Origin of the sequence: Pseudomonas idahonensis, assembly GCF_037903935.1 — a bacterium.
GTDB lineage: Bacteria > Pseudomonadota > Gammaproteobacteria > Pseudomonadales > Pseudomonadaceae > Aquipseudomonas > Aquipseudomonas danubii.
In genome coordinates this window covers 1,428,891-1,451,882 of the sequence record NZ_CP149586.1, presented here as the reverse complement: position 1 = coordinate 1,451,882, position 22,992 = coordinate 1,428,891, and the positions used below count along the sequence as shown (strand labels likewise).

Here is a 22,992-nt window from a genome sequence, read left to right as displayed (position 1 = left end):
TTCTTATATAGGGCAGGCATTCAAACCCGCTCGATGGCCAGTGCCAGCCCTTGGCCGACGCCCACGCACATGGTGGCAAGGCCTTTTTTACCGCCGCTCTTTTCCAGCTGATGCAGGGCTGTCAGCACCAGGCGCGCGCCGCTCATGCCCAAGGGGTGACCCAGGGCAATGGCGCCGCCATTGGGATTGACCTGCGGCGCATCGTCGGCAAGACCCAGCTCCCGCAGTACCGCCAAACCCTGGCTGGCGAAAGCTTCATTGAGTTCGATCACATCGAAATCGCTGACGGCCACACCCAGGCGCTCGATCAGTTTGCGCACCGCCGGCACCGGGCCAATGCCCATCACTCGTGGCGCCACACCGGCGCTGGCCATGCCCAGCATTCGCGCACGTGGAGTCAGGCCGTGTTTCTTGACCGCCTCGGCCGACGCCAGAATCAGTGCGGCAGCACCATCGTTGACTCCGGACGCGTTGCCGGCGGTGACGGTCTTGTCCGGGCCGTTGACCGGCTTGAGTTTGCCCAGGGCTTCCAGGGTCGTGTCGGCCCGTGGATGTTCGTCCTGTTCCACCACGCTCTCGCCCTTCTTGTGGGCAATGCGCACCGGGACGATTTCCTCGGCGAAGAAACCGGCGGCCTGGGCCGCGGCGGTGCGCTGCTGGCTGCGCAGGGCGAAGGCGTCCTGGTCGGCGCGGGACACTTTATAGTCGTCGGCCACGTTGTCCGCGGTCTGGGGCATGGCATCCACACCGTACTGGGCTTTCATCAACGGGTTGATGAAACGCCAGCCGATGGTGGTGTCTTCCAGCTTCATGTTGCGCGAAAAGGCGGCATCGGCCTTGCCCATGACAAAGGGCGCACGGGACATGGACTCGACGCCGCCGGCAATCGCCAGTTCCATCTCGCCACTGGCAATGGCGCGGAAGGCGGTGCCGATGGCATCCATGCCCGAGGCGCAGAGGCGGTTGAGGGTGACGCCCGGCACGCTGTCCGGCAGGCCCGCCAGCAGCAGCGCCATGCGCGCCACGTTGCGGTTGTCTTCACCGGCCTGGTTGGCGCAGCCGAGGAATACCTCGTCCACGGCAGTCCAATCCACCGTCGGGTTGCGCTCCATCAGCGCCTTGATCGGCACCGCCGCCAGGTCGTCGGCGCGCACCGCCGACAGGCCGCCGCCAAAGCGGCCGATGGGGGTACGAATGGCATCACAGATGAATACGTCGCGCATCAGGCTTCTCCAGGTGCTTGGCCGTGGGCCGCAGCGGTACGTGCTTCCAGCTCACGCAGGGCGGTCAGTTCGACTTCAGTAGGCGCGGCCGTCTCGGCCACATGCTCGGCAAAACGGATCGCCCAACCGGTAGCGGCCACCACCTGCTCGCGGGTCACCCCCGGGTGCAGGGAAGTGACGACGAATTCGTGGGTACCGGCTTCCGGCTCCATGATGCACAGGTCGGTGATGATCCCCACCGGCCCGGCGCCGGGCAGGCCCAGACGCTTGCGCGAGTCGCCGCCCTCGCCGTGGCCGACGGAGGTGATGAAGTCCAGCTTGTCGACAAAGGAACGGGAAGACTGCTTGAGGATGATCAGCACGCTTTTCGCCGAACCGGCGATCTCCGGAGCGCCGCCGGCCCCCGGCAGGCGCACCTTGGGCCGGTGGTAATCACCCACCACTGTGGTGTTGATGTTGCCGAAGCGGTCGACCTGGGCCGCGCCGAGGAACCCCACATCGATGCGCCCGCCTTGCAGCCAGTAGCGGAAAATCTCTCCGGTGGGGACTACGGTGTCGGCAGTTTCCGCCAGTTCACCGTCACCGATAGACAGCGGCAGCACGCTGGGTTTGGCGCCAATCGGGCCGGATTCGTAGATCAGCACCACGTCCGGCGACGAGGTCAGGCGCGCCAGGTTGGCGGCCTTGGACGGCAGGCCGATGCCGACGAAGCATACCGAACCGTTCTGCAGGCGACGGGCCGCGGCCACGGTCATCATTTCATTGGTGGAGTAGGTCATTACTGGGCCTCCGAAGCTGCGGCCAGCTTGGCCTGGAATTCGCTGAAGTCGGCACTGCCGTGGATGTATTCGTTGATCCACGCGGTGAAGGTCTCACGGTCGCGGGCGATCGGGTCCCAGGCCTGGTAGAAACGGTTGTCGCGCTCGGAATAACCATGGGCGTAGGACGGATGGGCGCCGCCGGGCACATGGCACACCGCGCTCAGGGCCCAGGTCGGCAGCACGCAGGCGTTCATCGGCGCATTCAGGTCGTCGACGATTTCCTCGACGGTAACGATGCAGCGCTTGGCGGCCAGGGCGGCCTCTTTCTGCACCCCAAGGATGCCCCACAGCAGGACGTTGCCCTTGCGATCGGCTTTCTGCGCGTGAATCACCGTCACGTCGGGACGCACCGAAGGCACCGCCGCCAGCACTTCACCGGTGAAGGGACAGGTCACGGTCTTGATCAGTGGGTTGACCTTGGGCAGATCAGAGCCGGCATAGGCCCGCAGTACCGCGAATGGCAGGCCGGAGGCCCCGGCCACATAGGCGTTGGCCAGGTCGGCGTGGCTGTGCTCTTCAATTTCCAGGGGCTGTGGCCACTGCTTTTCCACGGCGTCGCGCAGACGATGCAGGGAGCCGACACCCGGGTTGCCGCCCCAGGAGAAAATCAGCTTGCGAGCGCAACCGGCACCGATCAACTGGTCGTAGATCAGGTCAGGCGTCATCCGTACCAGGGTCAGGTCTTTCTTGCCCTGGCGGATGATTTCATGACCTGCGGCCGTAGGAATCAGGTGGGTGAAGCCTTCGAGTGCGACGGTGTCACCGTCGTTGACGAATTGCTTCACCGCGTCGTGCAGCGAAAGGATTTCAGCCATGGATGGGGTCTCCCGATTGTTATTCAGCGACTGGAGAAAAAGGCGCTCTAGGCGCGCCGCAGTGACTGAAGATTAAGCCGGAGCAATACCCCAAACAATCCGATAATCGACTGAGCGTTCGATTATCGAACGGATTGTTGCGTGGCTATCGATTACCGCTCCTGCGCCCCGAAACAGCCTTGCGGGCCGGCTGTGCGTGCTGCCGCAGGCTGCGATGCACTTCGAGGCACCTTGCGATGGGCCTTCAGGAGCAGCGGGCCCTCCGGGCCCGGTCGCAGCCTGCCAGCGGCTACAGGGCGAGATAGCCTCAGGTCGCGTCCGCATGGCTGACCATGCCCTTGATCACCACCGCCGTGGTGGCCAGCGCCGCCGGGATCACCAGGGCGGTCAGTACCTGTTCGAAGTTCCAGCCCAGGCCCAACAGGGTGGCGCCCATCCAGGCACCGAGAATGGCGCCGAATCGACCGATGCCGAGCATCCAGGACACCCCGGTGGCCCGTCCCTGGGTCGGATAGAAACGCGCCGCCAGGGAAGGCATCGCCGATTGCGCACCGTTGACGCACATGCCGGCGATCAGCACCAGGGTGGCGAGCACGGTGATATTGCCCAGGCTTTGTCCCACGGCGTAGGCGAAGACCCCGGCCAGCAGGTAGAAACAGCCAATCACCTTGTGCGGATTGAAACGGTCCATGGCCCAGCCCACGGCGACTGCACTGAGCACTCCGCCAAACTGGAACAAGGCGCCGATAAAGGCCGCCTGCTCCATGCTCGCGCCACTGTCGCGCATCAGGGTTGGCAGCCAGCTGGTCAACAGGTAGACAATCACCAGGCCCATGAAATAGGTGAGCCACAGCAGCAGCGTGCCGACGCTGTAAGTGCCGGAGAAGATCACGGCAAAGACGTTGCGCGCCTTCACCGTCTTCTGTTCCGGCACGCTGAAACTGCCGGCCTCGCTGACGATGGCCGGAGCGATGGGGGCCAAGGTCTTGCGCACCTTGTCGGTGCCACGATTGCGCACCACCAAGTAACGCGCCGACTCCGGCAGCCAGACCACCAGCACCAGGGTCAGGATCAGCGGCAGGACGCCGCCGATCAGCAGCAGGCTGTGCCAGCCGAAGGCCGGGATCAGCTTGGCGGAAATGAAACCACCGCCCGCCATGCCCAGGTTGAACCCACAAAACATGCTGGTCACCAACAGCGACTTATGGCGCTCGGGGGTGTACTCCGAAAGCAGCGTGGTGGCATTGGGCATCCCCGCCCCCAATCCCAGGCCGGTGAGAAAGCGCAGCACCAGCAACTGGTCGACGTTGGTGCTGTAGGCCGAAGCCAGGCTGAAGGCGCCAAACAGCAGCACCGCCCCTACCAGCACCACCTTGCGACCAAAACGGTCAGCCAGGGGCCCGGAACCCAGGGCACCGAAGACCATGCCGATCAGCGCCGCACTCATCACCGGGCCCAGGCTGGCACGGTCGATGCCCCAGTCCTGGGACAGCGCCGGGGCGATGAAGCCCATGGCCGCGGTGTCCAGGCCATCGAGGAAGACAATCAGGAAACACAGGATCACGACTCGCCACTGGTAACGCGACAGCGGCTGGGAATTGATGAAGGACTGCACATCGAGGCAGTTCCCTACAGCGGATTGGGGTTGATTCATTGTTTTTATTTCCACACTAAAACGCAGGCGCGCACAGGCCGCCAAGGGCTGATCAGGTCACGTAGAAAAGGTGGCGAAAATCAGGCGATTCGAGCGGGACGGCAGGAACGGTCACGGCAACGACGCAGGGAGAGCATGCTCATGAGTTGGCCTCTTCATTATTATTGGACGGGTCATCGGCAGCAGGCTGGCAATGCCGGCTGGCCGCCGATGACGCTGGCGCGACATTAATGAGCCAGGGGAAAGAGCGTCAATTCGTCAAAGGCGGATCTGTGCGTTTATCGAACGCTTAAGCAAACAGCTGGGCGCTGAGATCGCGGCTGGCGCTCAGCAGGCCGGGGAGAAAACGCTGCTCCAATTCGGCGCGGCTGACCCGACCCGCGTGGGTGCTGACGTTCAACGCCGCCAACACCTGGCCCGAGGCGTCGTACACCGGCACCGCTATGGAGCGCAGTCCCTGCTCCAGCTCCTGGTCGACGATGCACCAGCCCTGCTGACGAACTTGCTGCAGGCACTCCAGCAATGCCTCCGGGGTGTGCAGGGTGCGGCTGGTCTTGGCCTGCAGATCGGCGTGTTCCAGATACTCATGCAGCGAGGAGTCATCCAGCGCGGCCAACAGAATCCGCCCCATGGACGTGCAATAGGCCGGTAGCCGGCCGCCCACCGAAAGATCGACGGAAATCAACCGCTGGGTAGTGGCCGAACGGGCGATATAGAGGATGTCGTCGCCTTCCAGGGTGGCCATGTTGCAGGCTTCATGGAGTTGCTCGCTCATGCGGTCCAGATAAGGCTGCGCGGAAACCGCCAGGGGCGTCGACGACAGGTAAGCGTGACCCAGGGTCAGCACCTTGGGCAGCAGCGAATAGGTACGCCCGTCGGTGGTGGCGTACCCCAGCTTGATCAGGGTATGCAGGCAGCGGCGCACTGCCGCTCGGGGAATCTCCGTGCGGTGGCTGATCTGGGCGATGGTCAGGTGACGCTTGCGTTCCTGAAACGCCTGCACCACCGCCAGGCCACGGGCCAGAGACGTCATGAAATCCGGGTCACCGGTCAACGCCTGAATCCTCTTCGCTGCCGAAGCCACGATAGGCGGCGCCACTGAGGTGAAGGAATTACGCATCTGATCGTTCATTTCAGGGTCTCTGCGATGAAATTCTTCCGTATTACAAGCCGTATTGGAGAGGCAGCACAAGTCAGCCCCTGCAAGATTGGGCGATTATCGAACCGTCGACCGATAATCGCAATCTGCGGTGCTTGCCGCTGCCAACCACTCGCCCACTCTTTTATTGCAAAAACTCATGGTAATAATCACCAGCAGGCGGTGGACTCAGTGACCATCTTCAGACCTGCCACTTGTATCAAGAGCGGATTAGCCCCATATAGATTTCTGCCAACGGAGTACGAAGACGGGAAGCGCCGTGTAGGAATTCATTAGAACTTCCGTGTCACAAAACGCTCACAATAAAGTTGACAGTTTTAAACTTGCCGAGCGTAGAGTTATTCTTTGCCGAGGCTATACTGCCGAAGTGAGTAACGCGCAATCAGTCCCGCTCGTACCTCGCTCAGGTGACCTAAGGCTGCAATCGGTCACCTGTCGCAAGCGCTTGACCCCTAACCAGATTCGGCCAATCCGCTTGCAACAAACAACACTGTTGCTACGACAGTCGTTTTCATCCGGTGACGTGGCCGCATGCAACAAAAGGCTGGCTGGAAAGAGCAGGCCCCAAGGCTTCGGCAGGCAATCAGTCTGCTTTCTTGATAGTCGCCCACAAGCAATGCGATGCACCGGAATGGACCCTTACTCAATTAGGTAACACTGTGACGAAAGACGAACTGCGCGCGGAACTTGAGCGCCAGGAACAACGTTACAAGGAAGTTTACGGCGGCGAGATCACCCGTTATGCCGCCCAACCGGAACCTGAACGCAAACCTTGGCGCAAACGCGCAAGTATTCGCGACCAGGCGTTCACCCAAGAACTGCAAAAGATGGAAAAAGAGCTCAAGGCCGAACAGCCATAATGCCGGCGGCCTGAGCTTCTCAGGGCTTGCTCTCTTGTCCGCTCGATCACCCCAGCGGCCAGGCAGACCATTGATGCTCGCTACCCCGGGCCCCTCACCGCCTCGCCCCACCCACAGCGAGAAACGGTACCCGGCAGGCCCTTTCGTTGAAATTTCATACAAGCGTTTGAACCTTCTCACTCCCGGGCTCAAACCCTCGTCATCGTGCTTTGGCCCAATAAACTCAATGACTTGCCACATTTGGCGAGAATTGGCGAAAACTCTGCTCCCGGTCAGTTTTTTCGTTGAAGAATGTTACCGGTTAGCACCTTGTGCATTGATTAGCAGGGTTTTCTGGCATAATCGCGCCCCCTTATGACCGGGTCAGAAAACCTTCATGATCGATTTATTCAGCGGACTGGATGCTTGGGTGCTTGTGAGCCTCTTGCTCGCCCTGGCTTTTGTCCTCGCCTACGAGTTCATCAACGGCTTTCATGACACCGCAAACGCGGTTGCCACTGTCATCTACACCAAAGCCATGCCGCCACACCTGGCCGTGTTCTTTTCCGGTGTCTTCAATTTCCTCGGTGTGCTGCTGGGCGGCGTCGGCGTGGCCTATGCCATCGTTCACCTGCTGCCGGTCGAGCTGCTGATCAATGTCAACACCGGTCACGGTCTGGCCATGGTCTTCTCGCTGCTGGCCGCGGCCATCGCCTGGAACCTGGGCACCTGGTACTTCGGCATCCCGGCTTCCAGTTCCCACACCCTGATCGGCTCGATCCTCGGTGTCGGCCTGGCCAACGCCCTGATCAACGACATTCCCCTGGGGGACGGCGTGAACTGGCAGAAAGCGATCGATATCGGGGCCTCCCTGGTGTTCTCGCCGATGGCCGGCTTCCTTATTGCTGCGCTGGTACTGATCGGTCTGAAATGGTGGCGTCCGATCTCGAAGATGCACAAGACCCCGGAACAGCGCCGCAAGGTCGATGACAAGAAGCACCCACCGTTCTGGAACCGCCTGGTTCTAGTGATCTCGGCGATGGCCGTGAGCTTCGTCCACGGTTCCAACGATGGTCAGAAAGGCATTGGCCTGATCATGCTGGTGCTGATCGGCATCGTGCCTGCGCAGTTCGTGCTGGACCTCAACAGCACCACCTACCAGATCGAGCGTACCCGCGACGCGACCCTGCACCTGAGTCAGTTCTACGAGCGCAACCACGACTCCCTGGGCGAGTTCCTGGCCCTGGGCAAGAGCGTGAAAGACGACCTGCCGGGCAAGTTCCGCTGCAACCCGCAACAGACCGAGCCCACCATCAGCGCCCTGCTGAGCAGCCTCAAGGGTGTCGCCGACTACCACTCGCTGTCGCCGGAAAGCCGCATCGAAGTGCGTCGCTACCTGCTGTGCCTGGATGACACAGCGAAAAAAGTGGGCAAACTGCCGAACCTGTCGGCCCGTGAAAAGGCTGACCTGGACAAGCTGCGCAAGGACCTGACCGCCACCACCGAGTACGCACCGTTCTGGGTGATCCTGGCCGTCGCCCTGGCACTGGGCCTGGGCACCATGATCGGCTGGAAGCGTGTGGTGCTGACCATTGGCGAGAAGATCGGCAAGCAAGGCATGACCTACGCCCAGGGCATGTCGGCACAGATCACCGCGGCGGGCCTGATCGGCCTGGCGAACATCTTCAGCCTGCCGGTCTCCACCACCCACGTACTCTCCTCCGGCGTGGCCGGGACCATGGTCGCCAACAAGAGCGGCCTGCAAGGCGGTACAGTGAGAACCATCCTCCTGGCCTGGGTCCTCACCCTGCCGGCGACCGTGGCCCTGTCTGCCGGTCTGTTCTGGGCGGCCTCCAAAGTCCTGGGTAGCTGATACCCCAGCGCCAACAAAAAAGGTGCGCCCCTCGGGACGCACCTTTTTTTATGCCTTTTCCACAGGCAAAAAAAAGGGCAACCGAAGTTGCCCAAAATGCCTTGCGTGCTCGTTGCTCTGGAGAGACTTAAGGTTTTTTACGCTTATTCGCGTCTTTCCAGATGAAGAAACCAAACCCTGCGAAAAACAGAACCATGAGGCCGACAGTCAGCACTCCGGCGATCACCACATTGTCGAAAAACATGACTGGCCTCCTGCTCTTGCCCTGTTGCGATGGGGCTAAGTTAACCAAAGAGGCCGCGGGGAAAATTGACCGGGGTCAATGTCGCCCAAGACTGGGCGCGAGGAAGGGGAAATAACTGACCTGTATCAACAGAAAGCGCCCAGTTCAGCGCTTTTTCGGTTTGTTTTTCGGCTTTTTCTTGGCCTTGCCCAAAGGCATGGCCTGCTCGAATGCCTGGCGTACTTCATTCAGGCGTTTCTCGTTCAGGTCATGCACACGCTTGGCGCGTTCGGCATTCAGGTCGATCAGCTTGTCGTCTTGATTCATGGCTTGGCTGGCATCACTGGGAGGTCAATATCAACCGCACTGCTACAGGATGCAGAGCGGCCCTGGCGGATAGGCCAATAATGCGGCGTGCCGCCGCACCTGACCAGTGATCAGACCGGCACAAAGGCAATAAAGTCGCTGCCGTGAAGAGTTTTTATCCGCACAATGGCCCTTTGCAAACCGCCCCACGGAGCCTGATGTGGAAATGCCCAAGCACCTGCCGCCACTGCTGGCCCTGCGCGCATTCGAGGCCGTGGCCCGCCACCTGAGCTTTATCAAGGCGGCTCGGGAACTGTGCGTGAGCCAGAGCGCGGTCAGCCATCAAGTGCAGAAACTCGAACAGCACCTGGGCCAACGCTTGTTTGTTCGCCGTACCCGCGCCATCGACCTGACCGCCACCGGCGACACCTATTACCGACAGATTCGTCCGGCCCTGGAGCAGATCGCCCAAGCCACCCAGGCGCTGCTTGCGCCCGCTGGGCAGCACGTGCTGCGCATCGGTCTGCTGGCGTCCTTCGCCACCTTGTGGCTGGCGCCTCGCCTGGCAGACTTCAACCGCCGCCATCCAAAGATCCAGTTGGAATTGCTACCGGCCATCGACCTGGCGGATGTCGCCGGCGCCGAGGTCGACCTGGCTATTCGCTACGGCAAGGGCAACTGGCCAAAGGTCCGGGCCACGCGTTTTCTCGCCGAGCAGCTATCGCCAGTCTGCAGCCCTGCCTTCAAAGCCACCTCCCTGGCCAATGGCCCCTTGCTGATGGCTCGCTCCCATCAACCCTTCGAGTGGGATGACTGGAGCAGGCAACAGGCTATGGACCTTGCCTCCCACCCCAGGGTGATGCTGCACGACTACAACATCGTGGTAGAGGCCGCGGTGGCCGGCCAGGGCATTGCCATGGGGCGTCGCCAGTTGATCCAACGCCATCTGGCCCAGGACAGCCTGGTGGATGCCTTCGACCTGCCGCCCTTGTGCAGTCAGATCGGCTACTGGCTGGTGACCGCTGAAGGAGCGTCGAACCCGGCTCTGGAGTGTTTTGCACAGTGGCTACTGGAGCAAGGCCTCGACCCATGAGAAATTCAGATACGTCGAATTAGATCTATCCGTTTGTCGCTCCTGGACTGAACGCGGATGCTGCAGGCCTTGCATCCGAGGACTTCCCATGAGCGACTCCCTGAAACACCGCGTGCAGCAACTGGGGCTTGAACTACCCGCCCCCAGCCAGCCAATCGCCAACTACGTCAACCATGTACGCAGCCAGAACCTGCTGCTGATCTCCGGACAGATTCCCTTGTTGCAAGGTCAACCGACCCTGCAGGGCCGTCTCGGCGAGAGTCTGACAGTGGAGCAAGGCACCCAGGCCGCCGAGCTCGCGGCCCTGGCCTTGCTGGCCCAGTTGAGCGCGGCGCTGGACGACGACCTGTCGCGGCTGCAGCGCATCAGCCAGCTCGGTGTATTCATTGCCGCCAGTGCCGATTTCCAGAGCCATGGCATCGTGGCCAATGGCGCTTCCAACCTGCTGGTCAACGCCCTGGGCGAGAAAGGCCGGCATGCACGCACCGCGGTGGGCGTGGCCAGCCTGCCCGCCGGGGTCGCCGTGGAGGTCGACGCGATTTTCGAACTCAAGCCATGAGTCCCCTGGACCCAGCGCACCTCGCCCGTCTGCGCGAGGCCACACCCGGCTGTGCCCAGGTCTGCCACTTCAACCACGCGGGTGCCTCATTGCCCAGCCAGGGCACCCTGGACGCGATGCTCGGGCAACTGCAACGGGAAGCCCGTGAAGGGCCGATGGAGGCCGCCATCACCGGCGCACAGCTGCAGGAACAGGCCCGTGAGGCCGCAGCCCGGATGCTCAATACCAGTCCCGCTGCAATCGCCTTTGCCAGCAGCGGCTCGGCGGCCTGGAGCATGGCCTTCAGCGCCCTGCCCCCGTGGCAAGCGGGAGACCGGATTCTGGTGGGGCGCCACGAATGGGGGGGCAACCTGGCCTGCCTGGCCCAGGCGGTAAGTGCCGGCGCCCAACTGGAAGTCATCCCCTGCGACCGCCATGGCGCGGTTTCGGTGGAGGCGCTGGAATCCATGCTCGACTCCCAAGTGCGCCTGATCGCCCTGACCTGGCTGCCGGCCAACGGCGGCTTGATCAATCCGGCCGCCGCCGTCGGCCAACTGGCCCGAAATAGGCGCATTCCCTATTTCATCGACGCCGGCCAGGCCCTGGGGCAACTGCCCTGTGATGTACAGGCGCTGGGGTGCGACGTGCTCAAAGGCGCGGGACGCAAATACCTGCGCGGGCCACGGGGCACGGCCCTACTCTATGTCAGGCCGGGTTTTCTGGAACAGTTGCAGCCACTGCCGCGGGATGTCTTGTCTGCTCCCTGGAACGGCCAGGGCTTCAGTTTGCGAGACGATGCACGGCGCTTCGAAACCAGCGAAGTTTCGCTGGTGCTGCTGGCGGGGCTGGCCAATGCCTTGCAGGAACTGAACAGCATCAGTATCGACGCCATACACCAGCGGATCAAGACCCTGGCCGACACGCTGCGTCAGGACCTCGACCGCCTGCCCGGCCTGCAGCGCCAGGACCTGGGGGTCGCCGGGCAGCAGTCAGGCCTGATTGCCTTCACCCTCAAGGGCTGGGACTGTTTTGCACTGAAGGAAGCGTTGGCTCGAAGGGGCATCAATATCGGAGCCAACGGCGTGGCCTACACCCCGCTGGACATGCAGGCCCGAGGCCTGACCCAGATTGCCCGGATAGCCCTGAGCTATTTGAATACCGAAGCGGAAATCCAGTGCCTGCTGGAGGCGCTGACGGAACTGGCCGAACACGGCCCCGCAGGCTAGACCTGCACGTCCACCCACAGGCCCTGGCGCGGGGCATCCTCGATCAGCGGTGCCACCGGCACGGTGTTGTCGGCGTTCAATTCGTCGCCGGGCACGGCCAGGTGCTGCTCCGGATCGTCATCGGCCTCACGCTTGCTCCGCTGCTTTTCCTGTTGGCGCTGCTGCTCCTCGCGCAAGAGCAGGGCCGACTGCTCGGCATCGCGCTTTTGCAAGTCGATGGTGCTTTCGTTGGAGCTTTCCTGCACCGGCACCACTGGCGGGATATCCGGACGCTGCCGGATCGGGTCCTGCTGGGCGGTGATGGGCACGGCACTCAAGGGGAGCATCGGTGGCAGCATGTTATGGGTCTCCTGTCGGCAGGCTGTCGGCTGCGGCACGGGCGACTTGAGCCATCGGTCGCAAAACTGTGACCCGGTCGTCAGCCGATAGTGCCCTCGGGGCCGACGAACGCCGCTGTACGCTACCTTTTATTCCAGGGGTTTTTATCAGAGTTCTTTGGACTGGAAGCGTCGTTCCGTTAAGATAGTCGGCTTTTTCAAAGCGGGAGTCAGGCAGCATGGCGCAGCAGTATCAACCGGGGCAACGCTGGATTAGTGACAGCGAAGCCGAGCTAGGTTTAGGCACCGTTCTGGCACAGGACGGTCGCTTGCTGACCGTGCTCTATCCGGCCACTGGCGACACCCGCCAGTATGCGCTACGGAATGCGCCCCTCACTCGCGTGAGGTTCTCTCCAGGGGACAGCATCACCCACTTCGAAGGCTGGAAAATGACTGTTCAGGAAGTCGACGACGTCGACGGCCTGCTGGTCTATCACGGCCTCAACGGGCAGAACGAAGCCGTTACCCTGCCGGAAACCCAACTCTCGAACTTTATCCAGTTCCGTCTGGCCAGCGACCGTCTGTTCGCCGGACAGATCGACCCCCTGGCCTGGTTCTCCCTGCGCTACCACACCCTGGAACACACCAGTCGCCAACTGCAGTCCTCGCTCTGGGGCCTGGGCGGCGTGCGCGCCCAACCCATCGCCCACCAGTTGCACATTGCCCGTGAAGTCGCCGACCGTATCGCGCCACGGGTCCTGCTGGCGGACGAAGTGGGCCTGGGCAAGACCATCGAGGCCGGCCTGGTCATCCATCGCCAACTGCTTTCGGGCCGCGCCAGCCGGGTGCTGATCCTGGTTCCGGAAAACCTCCAGCACCAGTGGCTGGTGGAAATGCGCCGGCGCTTCAACCTGCAAGTGGCACTGTTCGACGAAGAACGCTTTATCGAAAGCGATGCCAGCAACCCGTTCGAAGACACCCAGCTGGCCCTGGTGGCCCTGGAATGGCTGGTGGACGACGAGAAGGCCCAGGACGCGCTGTTCGCTGCCGGCTGGGACTTGATGGTGGTGGACGAAGCCCACCACCTGGTGTGGCACGAAGATCAGGTCAGCCCGGAATACGCCCTGGTGGAACAGCTGGCCGAGACCATCCCTGGCGTACTGCTGCTGACCGCGACCCCGGAACAACTGGGCCAGGACAGCCACTTTGCCCGCCTGCGCCTGCTGGACCCGAATCGCTTCCATGACCTCGCGGCCTTCCGCGCCGAGAGCGAGAACTACCGCCCGGTGGCCGAAGCCGTGCAGGAGCTGATGGATAAAGGCCGCCTGTCTCCCGAGGCGCACAAGACCATTCACGGTTTCCTCGGCAACGAAGGCGAAGCCCTGCTGGCAGCGGTCAACGATGGCGACAGCGAAGCCAGCGCACGCCTGGTGCGCGAGCTGCTGGACCGCCACGGCACCGGCCGCGTGCTGTTCCGCAACACCCGCGCCGCCGTACAGGGCTTCCCGGAGCGCAAGCTGCACGCCTATCCGCTGCCGTGCCCGGACGAATACCTGGAACTGCCCCTGGGCGAACACGCCGAGCTGTACCCGGAAGTCAGCTTCCAGGCCCAGCCTGAAGCCAGCGACGAAGAACAGCGCTGGTGGAAATTCGACCCGCGGGTCGAGTGGCTGATCGACCAGCTGAAGATGCTCAAGCGCACCAAGGTCCTGGTGATCTGCGCCCACGCGGAAACCGCCATGGACCTGGAGGACGCCCTGCGCGTGCGTTCCGGCATCCCGGCCACGGTGTTCCATGAGGGCATGAACATCCTCGAACGCGACCGCGCCGCCGCCTACTTCGCCGACGAAGAGTTCGGCGCCCAGGTGCTGATCTGTTCGGAAATCGGCAGTGAAGGCCGCAACTTCCAGTTCGCCCACCACCTGGTGCTGTTCGATCTGCCGTCGCACCCGGACCTGCTGGAGCAGCGGATCGGCCGTCTCGACCGGATCGGCCAGAAACACGTGATCGAACTGCATGTGCCGTACCTGGAAACCAGCCCGCAAGAGCGCCTGTTCCAGTGGTACCACGAAGCCCTGAACGCCTTCCTCAACACCTGCCCGACCGGCAACGCCTTGCAGCACCAGTTCGGCCCGCGCCTGCTGCCGCTGCTGGAAAACGCCGACGACGGCGAGTGGCAAGCCCTGATCGACGAAGCCCGTGGCGAACGCGAGCGCCTGGAAGCCGAGCTGCACACCGGCCGCGACCGCCTGCTGGAGCTCAACTCCGGCGGCGCCGGTGAAGGCGATGCGCTGGTGGAAGCGATCCTCGAACAGGACGACCAGTTCGCCCTGCCGATCTACATGGAAACCCTGTTCGACGCCTTCGGCATCGACAGCGAGGACCATTCGGAAAACGCCCTGATCCTCAAGCCCAGCGAGAAGATGCTCGATGCCAGCTTCCCCCTGGGCGACGACGAAGGCGTGACCATCACCTACGACCGCAACCAGGCGCTGTCCCGCGAAGACATGCAGTTCATCACCTGGGAGCACCCGATGGTGCAGGGCGGCATGGACCTGGTGCTGTCCGGTTCCATGGGCAACACCGCCGTGGCACTGATCAAGAACAAGGCGCTCAAACCCGGCACCGTGCTGCTTGAACTGCTGTATGTGAGTGAAGTCGTGGCCCCGCGTTCGCTGCAACTGGGCCGCTACCTGCCGCCGGCCGCCCTGCGCTGCCTGCTGGACGCCAACGGTAACGACCTTTCGGCACGGGTGGCTTTCGAGACCCTCAACGACCAACTGGAAAGCGTGCCCAAGGCCAGCGCCAACAAGTTCATCCAGGCCCAGCGCGACCAGCTGGCGCCGAAGATCAACGCTGGCGAAGCCAAGGTCGCACCGCGTCACGCCGAGCGCGTGGCCGAGGCCCAACGTCGCCTGGCGGCCGATACCGATGAAGAACTGGCGCGCCTGACCGCCTTGCAGGCGGTCAACCCGACCGTCCGTGACAGCGAGCTGGTCGCCCTGCGCAAGCAACGGGAACAGGGTCTGGCGATGCTGGAAAAAGCCGCCCTGCGCCTGGAAGCGATCCGGGTGCTGGTGGCGGGCTGATTGCCCGACGCCAAGCGCTAAACAAAAGGCCCGCATCGTGCGGGCCTTTTTTTCATCTGCCAGATCAGACCGCCAACGCCGTCGCCGCAGGCTCAGCCAGCGCCAGCCCCTCCTTCATGCGCTGGGCATCGCGGACAAAACAACGAGCGGCCTGGAACAGAAACAGCAGGGTCAGGAACAGCGCCACCGGAATCAGGTACATGGCGTCGTGCAGGCCGATGGCCTTGAACTCCTCGGTCATCAGCTCGGCACCGGCGGCATACATCGCCGAGTGGGCGAAGTGATCCGACAGCGCGCCGACCACCACTGGCCCCAACCCGCCGCCCAGCAGGTACAGACCGGCGAAAAACAAGGCCATGGCCGTGGCCCGCAAACGGGGTTCGACCACGTCCTGCAAAGCGGTATAGACACAGGTGTAGAAGTTGTAGGCAAACAGCCAGCCGACGCTGAACACCGCAACAAATACCCCGATCTCGACGCGCCCGGCATGCAACGCCCAGCCAGTGGCCAAGGTCGAGATGATCAGGCTGCAGGCCGCAAACAGCAGGCGGCCGTTGGCAACCCGCTGATGAATCTTGTCGGCGACCCAGCCACCCAGGGTCAAACCCACCAACCCGGTAACACCGACAATCAGCCCCGTCGCCATGGCCGCCTCCTGCAAGGGCATGAGGAAGTAACGCTGCAGCATCGGCACCAGGAAGGAGTTGCAGGCGTAAGTGGCGAAGTTGAAGGTCAGCCCGGCCAAGGTCAGCCAGAGAAAGGTCGGAATCGCCAACACCCGGCGAATCGGACGGTCGACAGGCACTTGCGCCACCTTCACCGCTTCCGCCGCGCCGCGCTTGGGCTCCTTGATGAAAAACATGAACACCGCCAGCACCAACCCGGGTACCGCAGCGATGAAGAACGGTGCCCGCCAGCTGTCGAAAGCCTTGACCATGGCCCCGATGGTGAAGAAGGCCAGCACCAGCCCCAGGGGCAGCCCAAGCATGAAGATACCCATGGCCCGGGCCCGGCGGTGCGCGGGGAACAGGTCGCCGATCAGCGAGTTGGCCGCCGGTGCGTAGCTCGCCTCGCCAATGCCCACCCCCATGCGCACCAGCAGGAAACTCCAGAAACTGCCGACCATGCCGTTGACCGCCGTCAGCCCGCTCCACACCGCCAGGCCCCAGCCCATCAGCTTGCTCCGCGAGCCAGTATCGGCCAGGCGCCCGAGGGGCAGGCCGGCGATGGCGTAGACGATGGTAAAGGCGGTGCCGATGATCCCCAGCTGGAAGTCACTCAAGTGCCATTCCATGCGGATCGGCTCGATGATGATGGCGGGAATGGTGCGGTCGAAGAAGTTGAACAGGTTTGCCAAAAACAACAGGAACAGAATGCGCCAGGCATTTGCCGCTTGAGTCGAGTTATCCATGGGGTCGATCTCTTTATTGTTATTCGGCCAGACGCGAGCGAGCCTGGAAGCTGCAATCTAGTCAGGCCCGGCCTGGCTGTCTGTGATCATTCGTCAGCCTGATATCAAACCATCGCATGCAGGCCCCGGCCGCAACCTTCAAAACCCTCACCACGCGGCGCGGCGAATTCGCCACAGCCCCCAGTACCCGGGGCTTTCCCAGTCTTTTCAAGGGCTTGGCCGGCACTGAAAAAATACCTGGCGCCCCCCCTTCCCAAGGCCGATGGGAAGCCTAGAATAGCCGCCTTGCCTGCCCCCCTTACCCTTCCCTCTCCCTTTGAATACGCCTATGTCCGAAGCCAGTCCGTGTCTGAATTGCGGTGCCTGCTGTTCATACTTTCGTGTGTCTTTTTTCTGGGGTGAATGCGCCTCATCCGGTGGCACGGTCCCCGACGATCTGGTGCAGAGCATCAGTCCCACTCGGGTAGCCATGCTCGGCACCGACTGCAAATCGCCGCGCTGCATCGCCCTTGAAGGCGAGGTCGGCCAGGGCGTGAGCTGCTCGATTTATGAGCAGCGTTCCAGCCCCTGCCGGGAGTTCGAAGCCTCCTGGGCCGACGGCCAGCACAACAGCGACTGTGACGCCGCCCGGGCCGCCTTTGGCCTGGCGCCCCTGGAGCCGCTGGATCACGAGCCCTGGTTCGAGAAAAGCGCATAGCACCATTGGCGATAGGGCTCATAAGCAAATCATTAGAGCCAGATTGCCACCTCCCATTGCAGCCAACGGGTGCCTTCTATACTGCAAGCACTTGTTGGCGCGCGGGTCCGCCGACACCACATGACTCAGAGATGGGCATGCTATGGAATGGCTGGGTCTGCATTTCCTCACCGAGCTTCCAGATAGCGGGCAAGTGGTTCTGCAATGCAGTCACAACCCGGTCCTGGTGCTGCTGGCTTATCTGGTGGCCTGTGCCGCCAGCTTCGCGACACTGGATATGGCCGAACGTGTCAGCCACGTCGAACAAGCCACCCATCAACGCCTGTGGCGCTGGGTCGGTGTCTGCTGTCTGGCCGGCGGTATCTGGGCCATGCACTTCATCGCCATGCTGGCGCTCGAAGTGCCCCTGGAGATCCAGTACGACCTGCCACTGACCCTGGTTTCCCTGCTCCTCGCCCTGATCGCCGCCTGGCTGGCAATGAACACTTTGAGCCATATCGAGCTGCCGCTCTGGCGCTATGGCGTGGCTTCGGTGTGGATTGGCCTGGGCATCTGCTGCATGCATTACGTGGGCATGGCCGCTATGCGCTCCAGTGCCAGCCTGTACTACGAACCAATGCTCATGGGGCTGTCGCTGCTGGTGGCGATCGGCGGCAGCCTGGCCGCGCTGCTGCTGTCCCGGCACTTGCGCGATGGCAGCGGGATGTTCCATCAACTGCTCAAGTACGCCATCAGCCTGGTGCTGGGTGGCGCCATCGTGCTGATGCATTTCACCGGCATCTGGTCCATGACCCTGGTGCTGCCCGCAGGCAGCCTGCCGACCTCAGTGGCACCCAACGGCCACATGCAACTGGGCCTGACCCTCAGCGTGATCACGCTCCTGATCATCGCCAGCGGTATAAGTGCGGCCCTGGCGGACAAGAAGCTGCAACACAAGGAGCGGGACCTGCGTCGGGTCAACGCCTTGCTCTCGCAACTGGACCAGGCCAGGGTCTCGCTGCAGCAGGTGGCTCATTACGATGCCCTGACCAACCTGATCAACCGCCGTGGCTTCAACCAGCTGTTCGCGGAAAAACTCATGGAGAAAAACACCTTCGGCGGCATGCTGGCGGTGATGTTCCTCGACATCGACCACTTCAAGCGAATCAACGACAGCCTGGGCCACGATGCCGGCGACGAGTTGCTCAAGGTCATCGCCGGGCATATCAAGAGTTCCACCCGCAGCCATGAAGACGTGGTGGCACGCCTGGGTGGCGATGAATTCTGCATTCTCATCAACCTCCATGAGCGAGATGAGGCGCGGCTCATGGCCCAGCGCATCATGCAGAAGATGAAGGAACCGATCGAACTGGGGGGCCGGCGCATGGTGATGACCACCAGCATCGGCATCAGTGTCTTCCCTGACGACGGCAAGACCTGCGAGGAGCTGCTGAAGAACGCCGACCTGGCGCTCTATCAGTCCAAGGGTGCCGGGCGCAACAGCCTGCACTTCTTCAGTTCCGGCCTGAAGACCCGCGCCACCCTGGAGCTGCAACTGGAAGAAGAGCTGCGCAATGCCCTGCGCGACGATCAAGGGCTGCTGCTGTATTACCAGCCGATCTACGACCTCAAGCTCGGCAGGGTCACCAAGCTCGAAGCCCTGGTCCGCTGGCAACATCCGCAGCATGGATTGCTGTTACCGGATCGCTTCATCGACATTGCCGAAACCAACGGCATGATCGCCGAGCTGGACAACTGGGTATTGCGCAAGGCTTGCGAGGACCTGGCCTACCTGTCCCAAAACGGCAGTGGCGAGTTGAAGATCGCAGTCAACTGCTCGGCCCTGAACCTGACCCGTGACACCCTGGCCGAGGAAATCGCGGCCGCCCTGCGTGACGCCCAGGTAGCCCCGCAACGCCTGGAACTGGAGGTCACGGAAAACGCCCTGATGGGCAACATCGCCAGTACCCTGGCCCTGCTCCAGCAGATCCGCGACCTGGGTGTATCCCTGTCGATCGACGACTTCGGCACCGGTTACTCATCCCTGGCCTACCTCAAGCGCCTGCCGCTCAATACCCTGAAGATCGATCGATCGTTCATCCAGGACATCCCCAAGTCGACCCAGGACAGGGAAATAGTCCAGGCAATCATCGTCATGGCCCACACCCTGCACCTGCAGGTGGTCACCGAAGGGGTCGAGACCCTGGAGCAGCAGCAGTTCCTCGAACACTACGGCTGCGACTACCTGCAGGGCTACCTGCTCAGTCGCCCGGTGCCGCTGCAGGACCTGGGTCGGGTACTGGATGAACTGAACCAGCGCCACGACAGGCTCAATCTGCGGATGCCGGGTCTCGATAGAGGCGAACCAGGGTCGCCGGGTCCTGCTCCAGATAGCCCTGACCACCATGCAGACGCATCAACTGTGCAGCTAATCCGCTGATCGGCGTAGCCGAACCCTGCTCCCGGGAAAACTTCACCGCACCGTCCAGATCCTTGAGCAGGGTCCGCACATGCCACTTCACCGGTTCGAAACGGCTCTCAGCCATCTGCGGGGCCAGGATCTGCAGCGGCTTGGAGTCAGCGAAACCGCCGGCCAGAGCCTCGGCAATCAACCGTGCATCCACGCCGGAACGCTCCGCCAGGGCCACCACTTCGGCAATCACCAGGGCATTGCAGGCGACAATCATCTGGTTGCAGGCCTTGGTGACCTGGCCTGCCCCCACAGCCCCCATGTGCGTGACCCGCTGCCCCAGGGACAGCAACACCGGACGGACCCGTTCGATATCCGCCGCCTCACCGCCCACCATGATCGCCAGGCTGCCGGACTCGGCGCCGGGGGTTCCACCGGAAACCGGGGCATCGACCCAGGCCATGCCGGTGTCGCGAGCCAGCATCGCGGCCATCTCCCGGGTGGCGGTGGGTTCCAGGCTAGACAGGTCCAGCAGCAGTTGCCCGGCCCGGGCGCCCTGGGCGATGCCATCGGCAGCAAACACCACCTGGCGCACCACGTCAGTGTTGGCCAGGCACAGCAGCACCAGATCCGCGTGCTCGCACAGCTGCGCGGGTGTGGCCACTTGTCGCGCCCCGGCGGCCACCAGGGGCGCGCACTTCTGCGGATTGCGGTTCCACACCGTCAGCGGATAGCCCGCAGCCAGCAGGCGCCGGCACATGGGCAGCCCCATCAGGCCGATCCCGGCAAACCCGAGTGAAGGTAACGCTGACATCATATTGCCCCCATTTGATTAAAGATCATCGAATACTGGCCGATTCATCATGATTCAGGAAAGGATTCCCCCGAGCGACGCTCAGTAAATACCCTGACGCCTTGGGCAAAATTCGCGCTCCACGCAGCGGCGAGGTCCCATTCCGTGATGGTTCGCTGACACCTCGTCTCGAGCCAACCAGACCAGGCATATGGCGCACAATGACTTCTAAAAACAATCCTGCCAACGCAGTCTCCGAGATGACGCTGACCTCCCCCACATCAAGCCACTCAGATACGAAGCCATTGTCCAGTTCACGCCCCCTGTCGACCCAGCAGTACCTGTATTTCACCGAAACCAACACCGACCGCATCCTCGACAACCTCGATGGCCTGCGCGACTCCGTGTTCCCGCGCCCGCCGCACCTGGAAGACGAGCAGGAAAATCGCCGTGACCAGGAATTCCCGTCGGTGTGCCTGATCGGCCTGGGCCGCTGCGGCTCCAACATCGCCCTGGATGTGGCGGAGCTGGTGTACAACGCCCGCAAGTTCTACCTCAACGAATTCAATAACGAAGACAAGGCCTACGAAGGCGGCTACAGCCCCGGCCAGTGGATCCGCCAGAACCTGCGCCTGGGCCAGAGCAAGGCCAGCAAGCCAGTATTCCTGGTGGAGCCCCTGGTGATGCTCGGTGACCTGGACAAGGACATCGCCGGGCGCATCCGCTTCTCGCGCAAGGGCGAGAAAAGCGGCTTCATCCGCGACTACAGCAAGATGAAGATCATGGACCTCTCGGAAGTCCACGCCGGTGGCGCCGGTAACGCGCCGATCCTCGGCCAGTACCTGGCCAAGATCATCCTCAACAAGGACACCCAGCGTTTCTCCAGCCCTGACTGGAAAATGATCCACTCGTACCTGATCGATTCCTGCGGGATCAAGGCCAACCAGTCGCGCCTGTACTTCTCGATCTTCAGTGCCGGTGGCGGTACCGGCTCGGGCATGGCCTCGGAATTCGGCCTGGCCCAGCAGTACTCGTACATGAACAAGACCTTCGACACCAAGCCGATGGACGAGCACGACAGCAAGAGCGGGCACTCCTTTGTCTTCGAGCCGATCTTCACCAGCGGCATCTGCGTGCTGCCGAACATCTCGGACCATCGCAGCGAAATGTCCGAGGCGCTGCACATCAACGCCGGCCGCCTGCTGTGCAAATACCTTTCGGAAGAGTGGGACTTCTCCTACAACTTCGACAATGAAGACAGCAGCGAAGCCAGCGTCATGGGGCGGATCCGCCCCTGGAACGCGATGATGCTGATCTCCAACGACATCATGCGCTACGCCGAAGAAAGCGATGACGGCAACATCCAGAACATTGACGTCAACGCCATGGAGAAGCACGCCAACCAGTACATCTCCCAGCAGATCTTCAACATCCTCACTGCCCAGGCAGTGACCACCGACTACGACCAGAACTACTTCCGTCGCGCCGGCATCGACATCGGCGAGACCATCCGCCTGGACGCCAACGACCTGTTCATGAGCCTGGCCGGCCCGGTGGCGATCGCCTACGCCGAATCCGTGGTGCCGGAGCAGCCGGTGCCCAGCGGCGACAAGTTCAAGGTGTTCGAGAAAGAGCCGCAGCGCCTGAACATCGACGACCTGTTCTTCCGCTCCATCGACCTGCCGCACTTCAACAAGGTGACCCAGGCCATTGAAGGCATCAGCCTGCTGCCCATCGAGTCCAAGCGCTATCGTGCGGCCCTGGAGCAGTACAAGGCCTCGGGGTATGACGCCGCGGCGCTGCACGACCTGCATTTCTTCAAGAACTGCTCGTCGGTGGTATCGATTGTGTCCCTGCCCAAGGACTACAAGCTGTCCTACATGGACCTGAACCGGCTCAAGACTCACCTCAACAGCCTGTTCCCCAACACCACCCTCAAGCGCTACGCGCTGGTGATCGGCGCCTCGGCCAACCTGTCGCTGACCACCCTGATTGCCAAGAGCCCGTGCCTGTCGGATGACTTCCTGACCCTGATCGTGGCCTTTATCAAGCGTTGCTTTGCGCGCAATCCGTACCGCTTCGACGACACCCTGGACAACTCGGTGCTGGATTTCATCGTCAGCGAGCAATTCGACGAAGACCGCATCGACGATCTGCTCAACGAATTCGAGAACCCGGCGAAGATCCTCGATACCAACTGGTACGCGATCAAGCCGATGTACGAGAAGAAGTACCGCGAGCTGATCAACGACAAGGACAAGTTCGTCTCGATCAACGACATCCGCCTGTCCCGCGATTGCGTGAAGAAGGCCATCAAGTACCTGCGCGAGATCTACCGTCACCGCATCGGCAAGACCCGGGTCATCTCCCTCAATAGCCACACCGGCAAGACCGCCTATTAAGAAGGGCTTCGCCAGCGAGCCGGCTCCTACACAGCAGGGAAAAAACCTGCTGCCCTGTAGGGGCGGCCGGGCGGCGTTCCGCTCGCCGGCCAATGGTCTATTTGTTCACACCGCGAAACAATTA

General features: G+C 62.3%; 19 protein-coding genes. 9 read left to right on the top strand and 10 right to left on the bottom strand.

Annotation, left to right across the window (positions count from 1 at the left end; translation table 11 throughout):
* Positions 1-20: 20 nt before the first annotated feature.
* The 5 genes from pcaF to pcaR all read right to left on the bottom strand — a co-directional run bounded on the left by pcaF (position 21) and on the right by pcaR (position 5,645).
* Positions 21-1,226 (bottom strand): 3-oxoadipyl-CoA thiolase, encoded by a 1,206-nt coding sequence (gene pcaF / locus WIN67_RS06600; RefSeq protein ID WP_339071686.1) that lies wholly within the window; start codon positions 1,224-1,226, stop codon positions 21-23.
* A complete protein-coding gene (locus WIN67_RS06595) occupies positions 1,223-2,002 on the bottom strand; it encodes a CoA-transferase subunit beta (protein ID WP_102861494.1) in 780 nt (259 codons plus the stop codon). The genes pcaF and WIN67_RS06595 overlap by 4 nt, the downstream gene beginning before the upstream one ends.
* Positions 2,002-2,859, bottom strand: a complete 858-nt coding sequence (locus WIN67_RS06590) for a CoA transferase subunit A (protein WP_102861493.1) — start codon at positions 2,857-2,859, stop codon at positions 2,002-2,004. Before WIN67_RS06590 ends, WIN67_RS06595 begins: the two co-directional genes overlap by 1 nt.
* Before the next feature lie 307 nt (positions 2,860-3,166).
* Positions 3,167-4,513, bottom strand: a complete 1,347-nt coding sequence (locus WIN67_RS06585; protein WP_221809234.1) for an MFS transporter — start codon at positions 4,511-4,513, stop codon at positions 3,167-3,169.
* Between the two features lie 289 nt (positions 4,514-4,802).
* Positions 4,803-5,645 carry a pca regulon transcriptional regulator PcaR gene (pcaR, locus tag WIN67_RS06580; protein ID WP_016962563.1) on the bottom strand — a complete coding sequence of 281 codons (843 nt, stop codon included), beginning with the start codon at positions 5,643-5,645 and terminating at the stop codon, positions 4,803-4,805.
* Between the two features lie 686 nt (positions 5,646-6,331).
* Here pcaR and WIN67_RS06575 point away from each other — a divergent pair.
* On the top strand, positions 6,332-6,532 hold the full coding sequence (locus WIN67_RS06575; RefSeq protein WP_102861491.1) for a hypothetical protein: 201 nt from the start codon (positions 6,332-6,334) through the stop codon (positions 6,530-6,532).
* Positions 6,533-6,908: 376 nt separating this feature from the next.
* Entirely contained in the window at positions 6,909-8,384 is a 1,476-nt protein-coding gene (locus tag WIN67_RS06570) for an inorganic phosphate transporter (RefSeq protein ID WP_170002626.1), read from the top strand.
* A gap of 127 nt (positions 8,385-8,511) precedes the next feature.
* On the opposite strand, the gene ccoM is transcribed toward WIN67_RS06570, so the two are convergent.
* Together ccoM and WIN67_RS06560 are read right to left on the bottom strand one after the other, a co-directional pair.
* A complete protein-coding gene (gene ccoM, locus WIN67_RS06565; protein WP_015634423.1) occupies positions 8,512-8,628 on the bottom strand; it encodes a cytochrome c oxidase subunit CcoM in 117 nt (38 codons plus the stop codon).
* Between the two features lie 144 nt (positions 8,629-8,772).
* Positions 8,773-8,934 carry a hypothetical protein gene (locus WIN67_RS06560; RefSeq protein WP_162884110.1) on the bottom strand — a complete coding sequence of 54 codons (162 nt, stop codon included), beginning with the start codon at positions 8,932-8,934 and terminating at the stop codon, positions 8,773-8,775.
* Positions 8,935-9,139: 205 nt separating this feature from the next.
* Here WIN67_RS06560 and WIN67_RS06555 point away from each other — a divergent pair, with 205 nt between their 5' ends.
* The 3 genes from WIN67_RS06555 to WIN67_RS06545 all read left to right on the top strand — a co-directional run bounded on the left by WIN67_RS06555 (position 9,140) and on the right by WIN67_RS06545 (position 11,770).
* Complete coding sequence (locus WIN67_RS06555) at positions 9,140-10,006, top strand: LysR substrate-binding domain-containing protein (protein ID WP_422394720.1); 867 nt, start codon at positions 9,140-9,142, stop codon at positions 10,004-10,006.
* A gap of 88 nt (positions 10,007-10,094) precedes the next feature.
* Entirely contained in the window at positions 10,095-10,565 is a 471-nt protein-coding gene (locus WIN67_RS06550; RefSeq protein WP_102878640.1) for a RidA family protein, read from the top strand.
* Entirely contained in the window at positions 10,562-11,770 is a 1,209-nt protein-coding gene (locus tag WIN67_RS06545) for an aminotransferase class V-fold PLP-dependent enzyme (RefSeq protein ID WP_339070788.1), read from the top strand. The genes WIN67_RS06550 and WIN67_RS06545 overlap by 4 nt, the downstream gene beginning before the upstream one ends.
* Here WIN67_RS06545 and WIN67_RS06540 read toward each other — a convergent pair.
* The gene (locus WIN67_RS06540) at positions 11,767-12,108 is read right to left on the bottom strand and encodes an aspartate-semialdehyde dehydrogenase (RefSeq protein ID WP_339070787.1); all 342 of its coding nucleotides are present in this window, start codon (positions 12,106-12,108) and stop codon (positions 11,767-11,769) included. The two genes, WIN67_RS06545 and WIN67_RS06540, sit on opposite strands and share 4 nt — an antisense overlap.
* Before the next feature lie 218 nt (positions 12,109-12,326).
* On the opposite strand from WIN67_RS06540, the gene rapA reads away from it, so the two are divergent.
* The gene (gene rapA / locus WIN67_RS06535) at positions 12,327-15,176 is read left to right on the top strand and encodes an RNA polymerase-associated protein RapA (RefSeq protein ID WP_265074284.1); all 2,850 of its coding nucleotides are present in this window, start codon (positions 12,327-12,329) and stop codon (positions 15,174-15,176) included.
* 64 nt (positions 15,177-15,240) lie between these two features.
* Here rapA and WIN67_RS06530 read toward each other — a convergent pair whose 3' ends face one another.
* Positions 15,241-16,587, bottom strand: a complete 1,347-nt coding sequence (locus tag WIN67_RS06530) for a spinster family MFS transporter (protein ID WP_110595004.1) — start codon at positions 16,585-16,587, stop codon at positions 15,241-15,243.
* A gap of 328 nt (positions 16,588-16,915) precedes the next feature.
* On the opposite strand from WIN67_RS06530, the gene WIN67_RS06525 reads away from it, so the two are divergent.
* On the top strand, positions 16,916-17,284 hold the full coding sequence (locus WIN67_RS06525; protein WP_102861484.1) for a YkgJ family cysteine cluster protein: 369 nt from the start codon (positions 16,916-16,918) through the stop codon (positions 17,282-17,284).
* A 142-nt stretch (positions 17,285-17,426) separates the two neighbouring features.
* Positions 17,427-19,703 (top strand): putative bifunctional diguanylate cyclase/phosphodiesterase, encoded by a 2,277-nt coding sequence (locus WIN67_RS06520; RefSeq protein ID WP_339070786.1) that lies wholly within the window; start codon positions 17,427-17,429, stop codon positions 19,701-19,703.
* Here WIN67_RS06520 and WIN67_RS06515 read toward each other — a convergent pair.
* Complete coding sequence (locus WIN67_RS06515; RefSeq protein ID WP_339070785.1) at positions 19,594-20,490, bottom strand: NAD(P)-dependent oxidoreductase; 897 nt, start codon at positions 20,488-20,490, stop codon at positions 19,594-19,596. The genes WIN67_RS06520 and WIN67_RS06515 overlap by 110 nt on opposite strands.
* 197 nt (positions 20,491-20,687) lie before the next feature.
* On the opposite strand from WIN67_RS06515, the gene WIN67_RS06510 reads away from it, so the two are divergent.
* Entirely contained in the window at positions 20,688-22,868 is a 2,181-nt protein-coding gene (locus WIN67_RS06510; protein ID WP_102878634.1) for a hypothetical protein, read from the top strand.
* Positions 22,869-22,992: the final 124 nt, after the last annotated feature.

Coding starts and splice junctions, on each gene's coding strand:
- WIN67_RS06595 (WP_102861494.1), bottom strand. CDS start 2,002: ATGACCTACTCCACCAATGAAATGATGACCGTGGCCGCGGCCCGTCGC.
- WIN67_RS06590 (WP_102861493.1), bottom strand. CDS start 2,859: ATGGCTGAAATCCTTTCGCTGCACGACGCGGTGAAGCAATTCGTCAAC.
- WIN67_RS06585 (WP_221809234.1), bottom strand. CDS start 4,513: ATGAATCAACCCCAATCCGCTGTAGGGAACTGCCTCGATGTGCAGTCC.
- pcaR (WP_016962563.1), bottom strand. CDS start 5,645: ATGAACGATCAGATGCGTAATTCCTTCACCTCAGTGGCGCCGCCTATC.
- WIN67_RS06570 (WP_170002626.1), top strand. CDS start 6,909: ATGATCGATTTATTCAGCGGACTGGATGCTTGGGTGCTTGTGAGCCTC.
- ccoM (WP_015634423.1), bottom strand. CDS start 8,628: ATGTTTTTCGACAATGTGGTGATCGCCGGAGTGCTGACTGTCGGCCTC.
- WIN67_RS06560 (WP_162884110.1), bottom strand. CDS start 8,934: ATGAATCAAGACGACAAGCTGATCGACCTGAATGCCGAACGCGCCAAG.
- WIN67_RS06555 (WP_422394720.1), top strand. CDS start 9,140: ATGCCCAAGCACCTGCCGCCACTGCTGGCCCTGCGCGCATTCGAGGCC.
- WIN67_RS06550 (WP_102878640.1), top strand. CDS start 10,095: ATGAGCGACTCCCTGAAACACCGCGTGCAGCAACTGGGGCTTGAACTA.
- WIN67_RS06545 (WP_339070788.1), top strand. CDS start 10,562: ATGAGTCCCCTGGACCCAGCGCACCTCGCCCGTCTGCGCGAGGCCACA.
- WIN67_RS06540 (WP_339070787.1), bottom strand. CDS start 12,108: ATGCTGCCACCGATGCTCCCCTTGAGTGCCGTGCCCATCACCGCCCAG.
- rapA (WP_265074284.1), top strand. CDS start 12,327: ATGGCGCAGCAGTATCAACCGGGGCAACGCTGGATTAGTGACAGCGAA.
- WIN67_RS06530 (WP_110595004.1), bottom strand. CDS start 16,587: ATGGATAACTCGACTCAAGCGGCAAATGCCTGGCGCATTCTGTTCCTG.
- WIN67_RS06525 (WP_102861484.1), top strand. CDS start 16,916: ATGTCCGAAGCCAGTCCGTGTCTGAATTGCGGTGCCTGCTGTTCATAC.
- WIN67_RS06520 (WP_339070786.1), top strand. CDS start 17,427: ATGGAATGGCTGGGTCTGCATTTCCTCACCGAGCTTCCAGATAGCGGG.
- WIN67_RS06515 (WP_339070785.1), bottom strand. CDS start 20,490: ATGATGTCAGCGTTACCTTCACTCGGGTTTGCCGGGATCGGCCTGATG.
- WIN67_RS06510 (WP_102878634.1), top strand. CDS start 20,688: ATGACTTCTAAAAACAATCCTGCCAACGCAGTCTCCGAGATGACGCTG.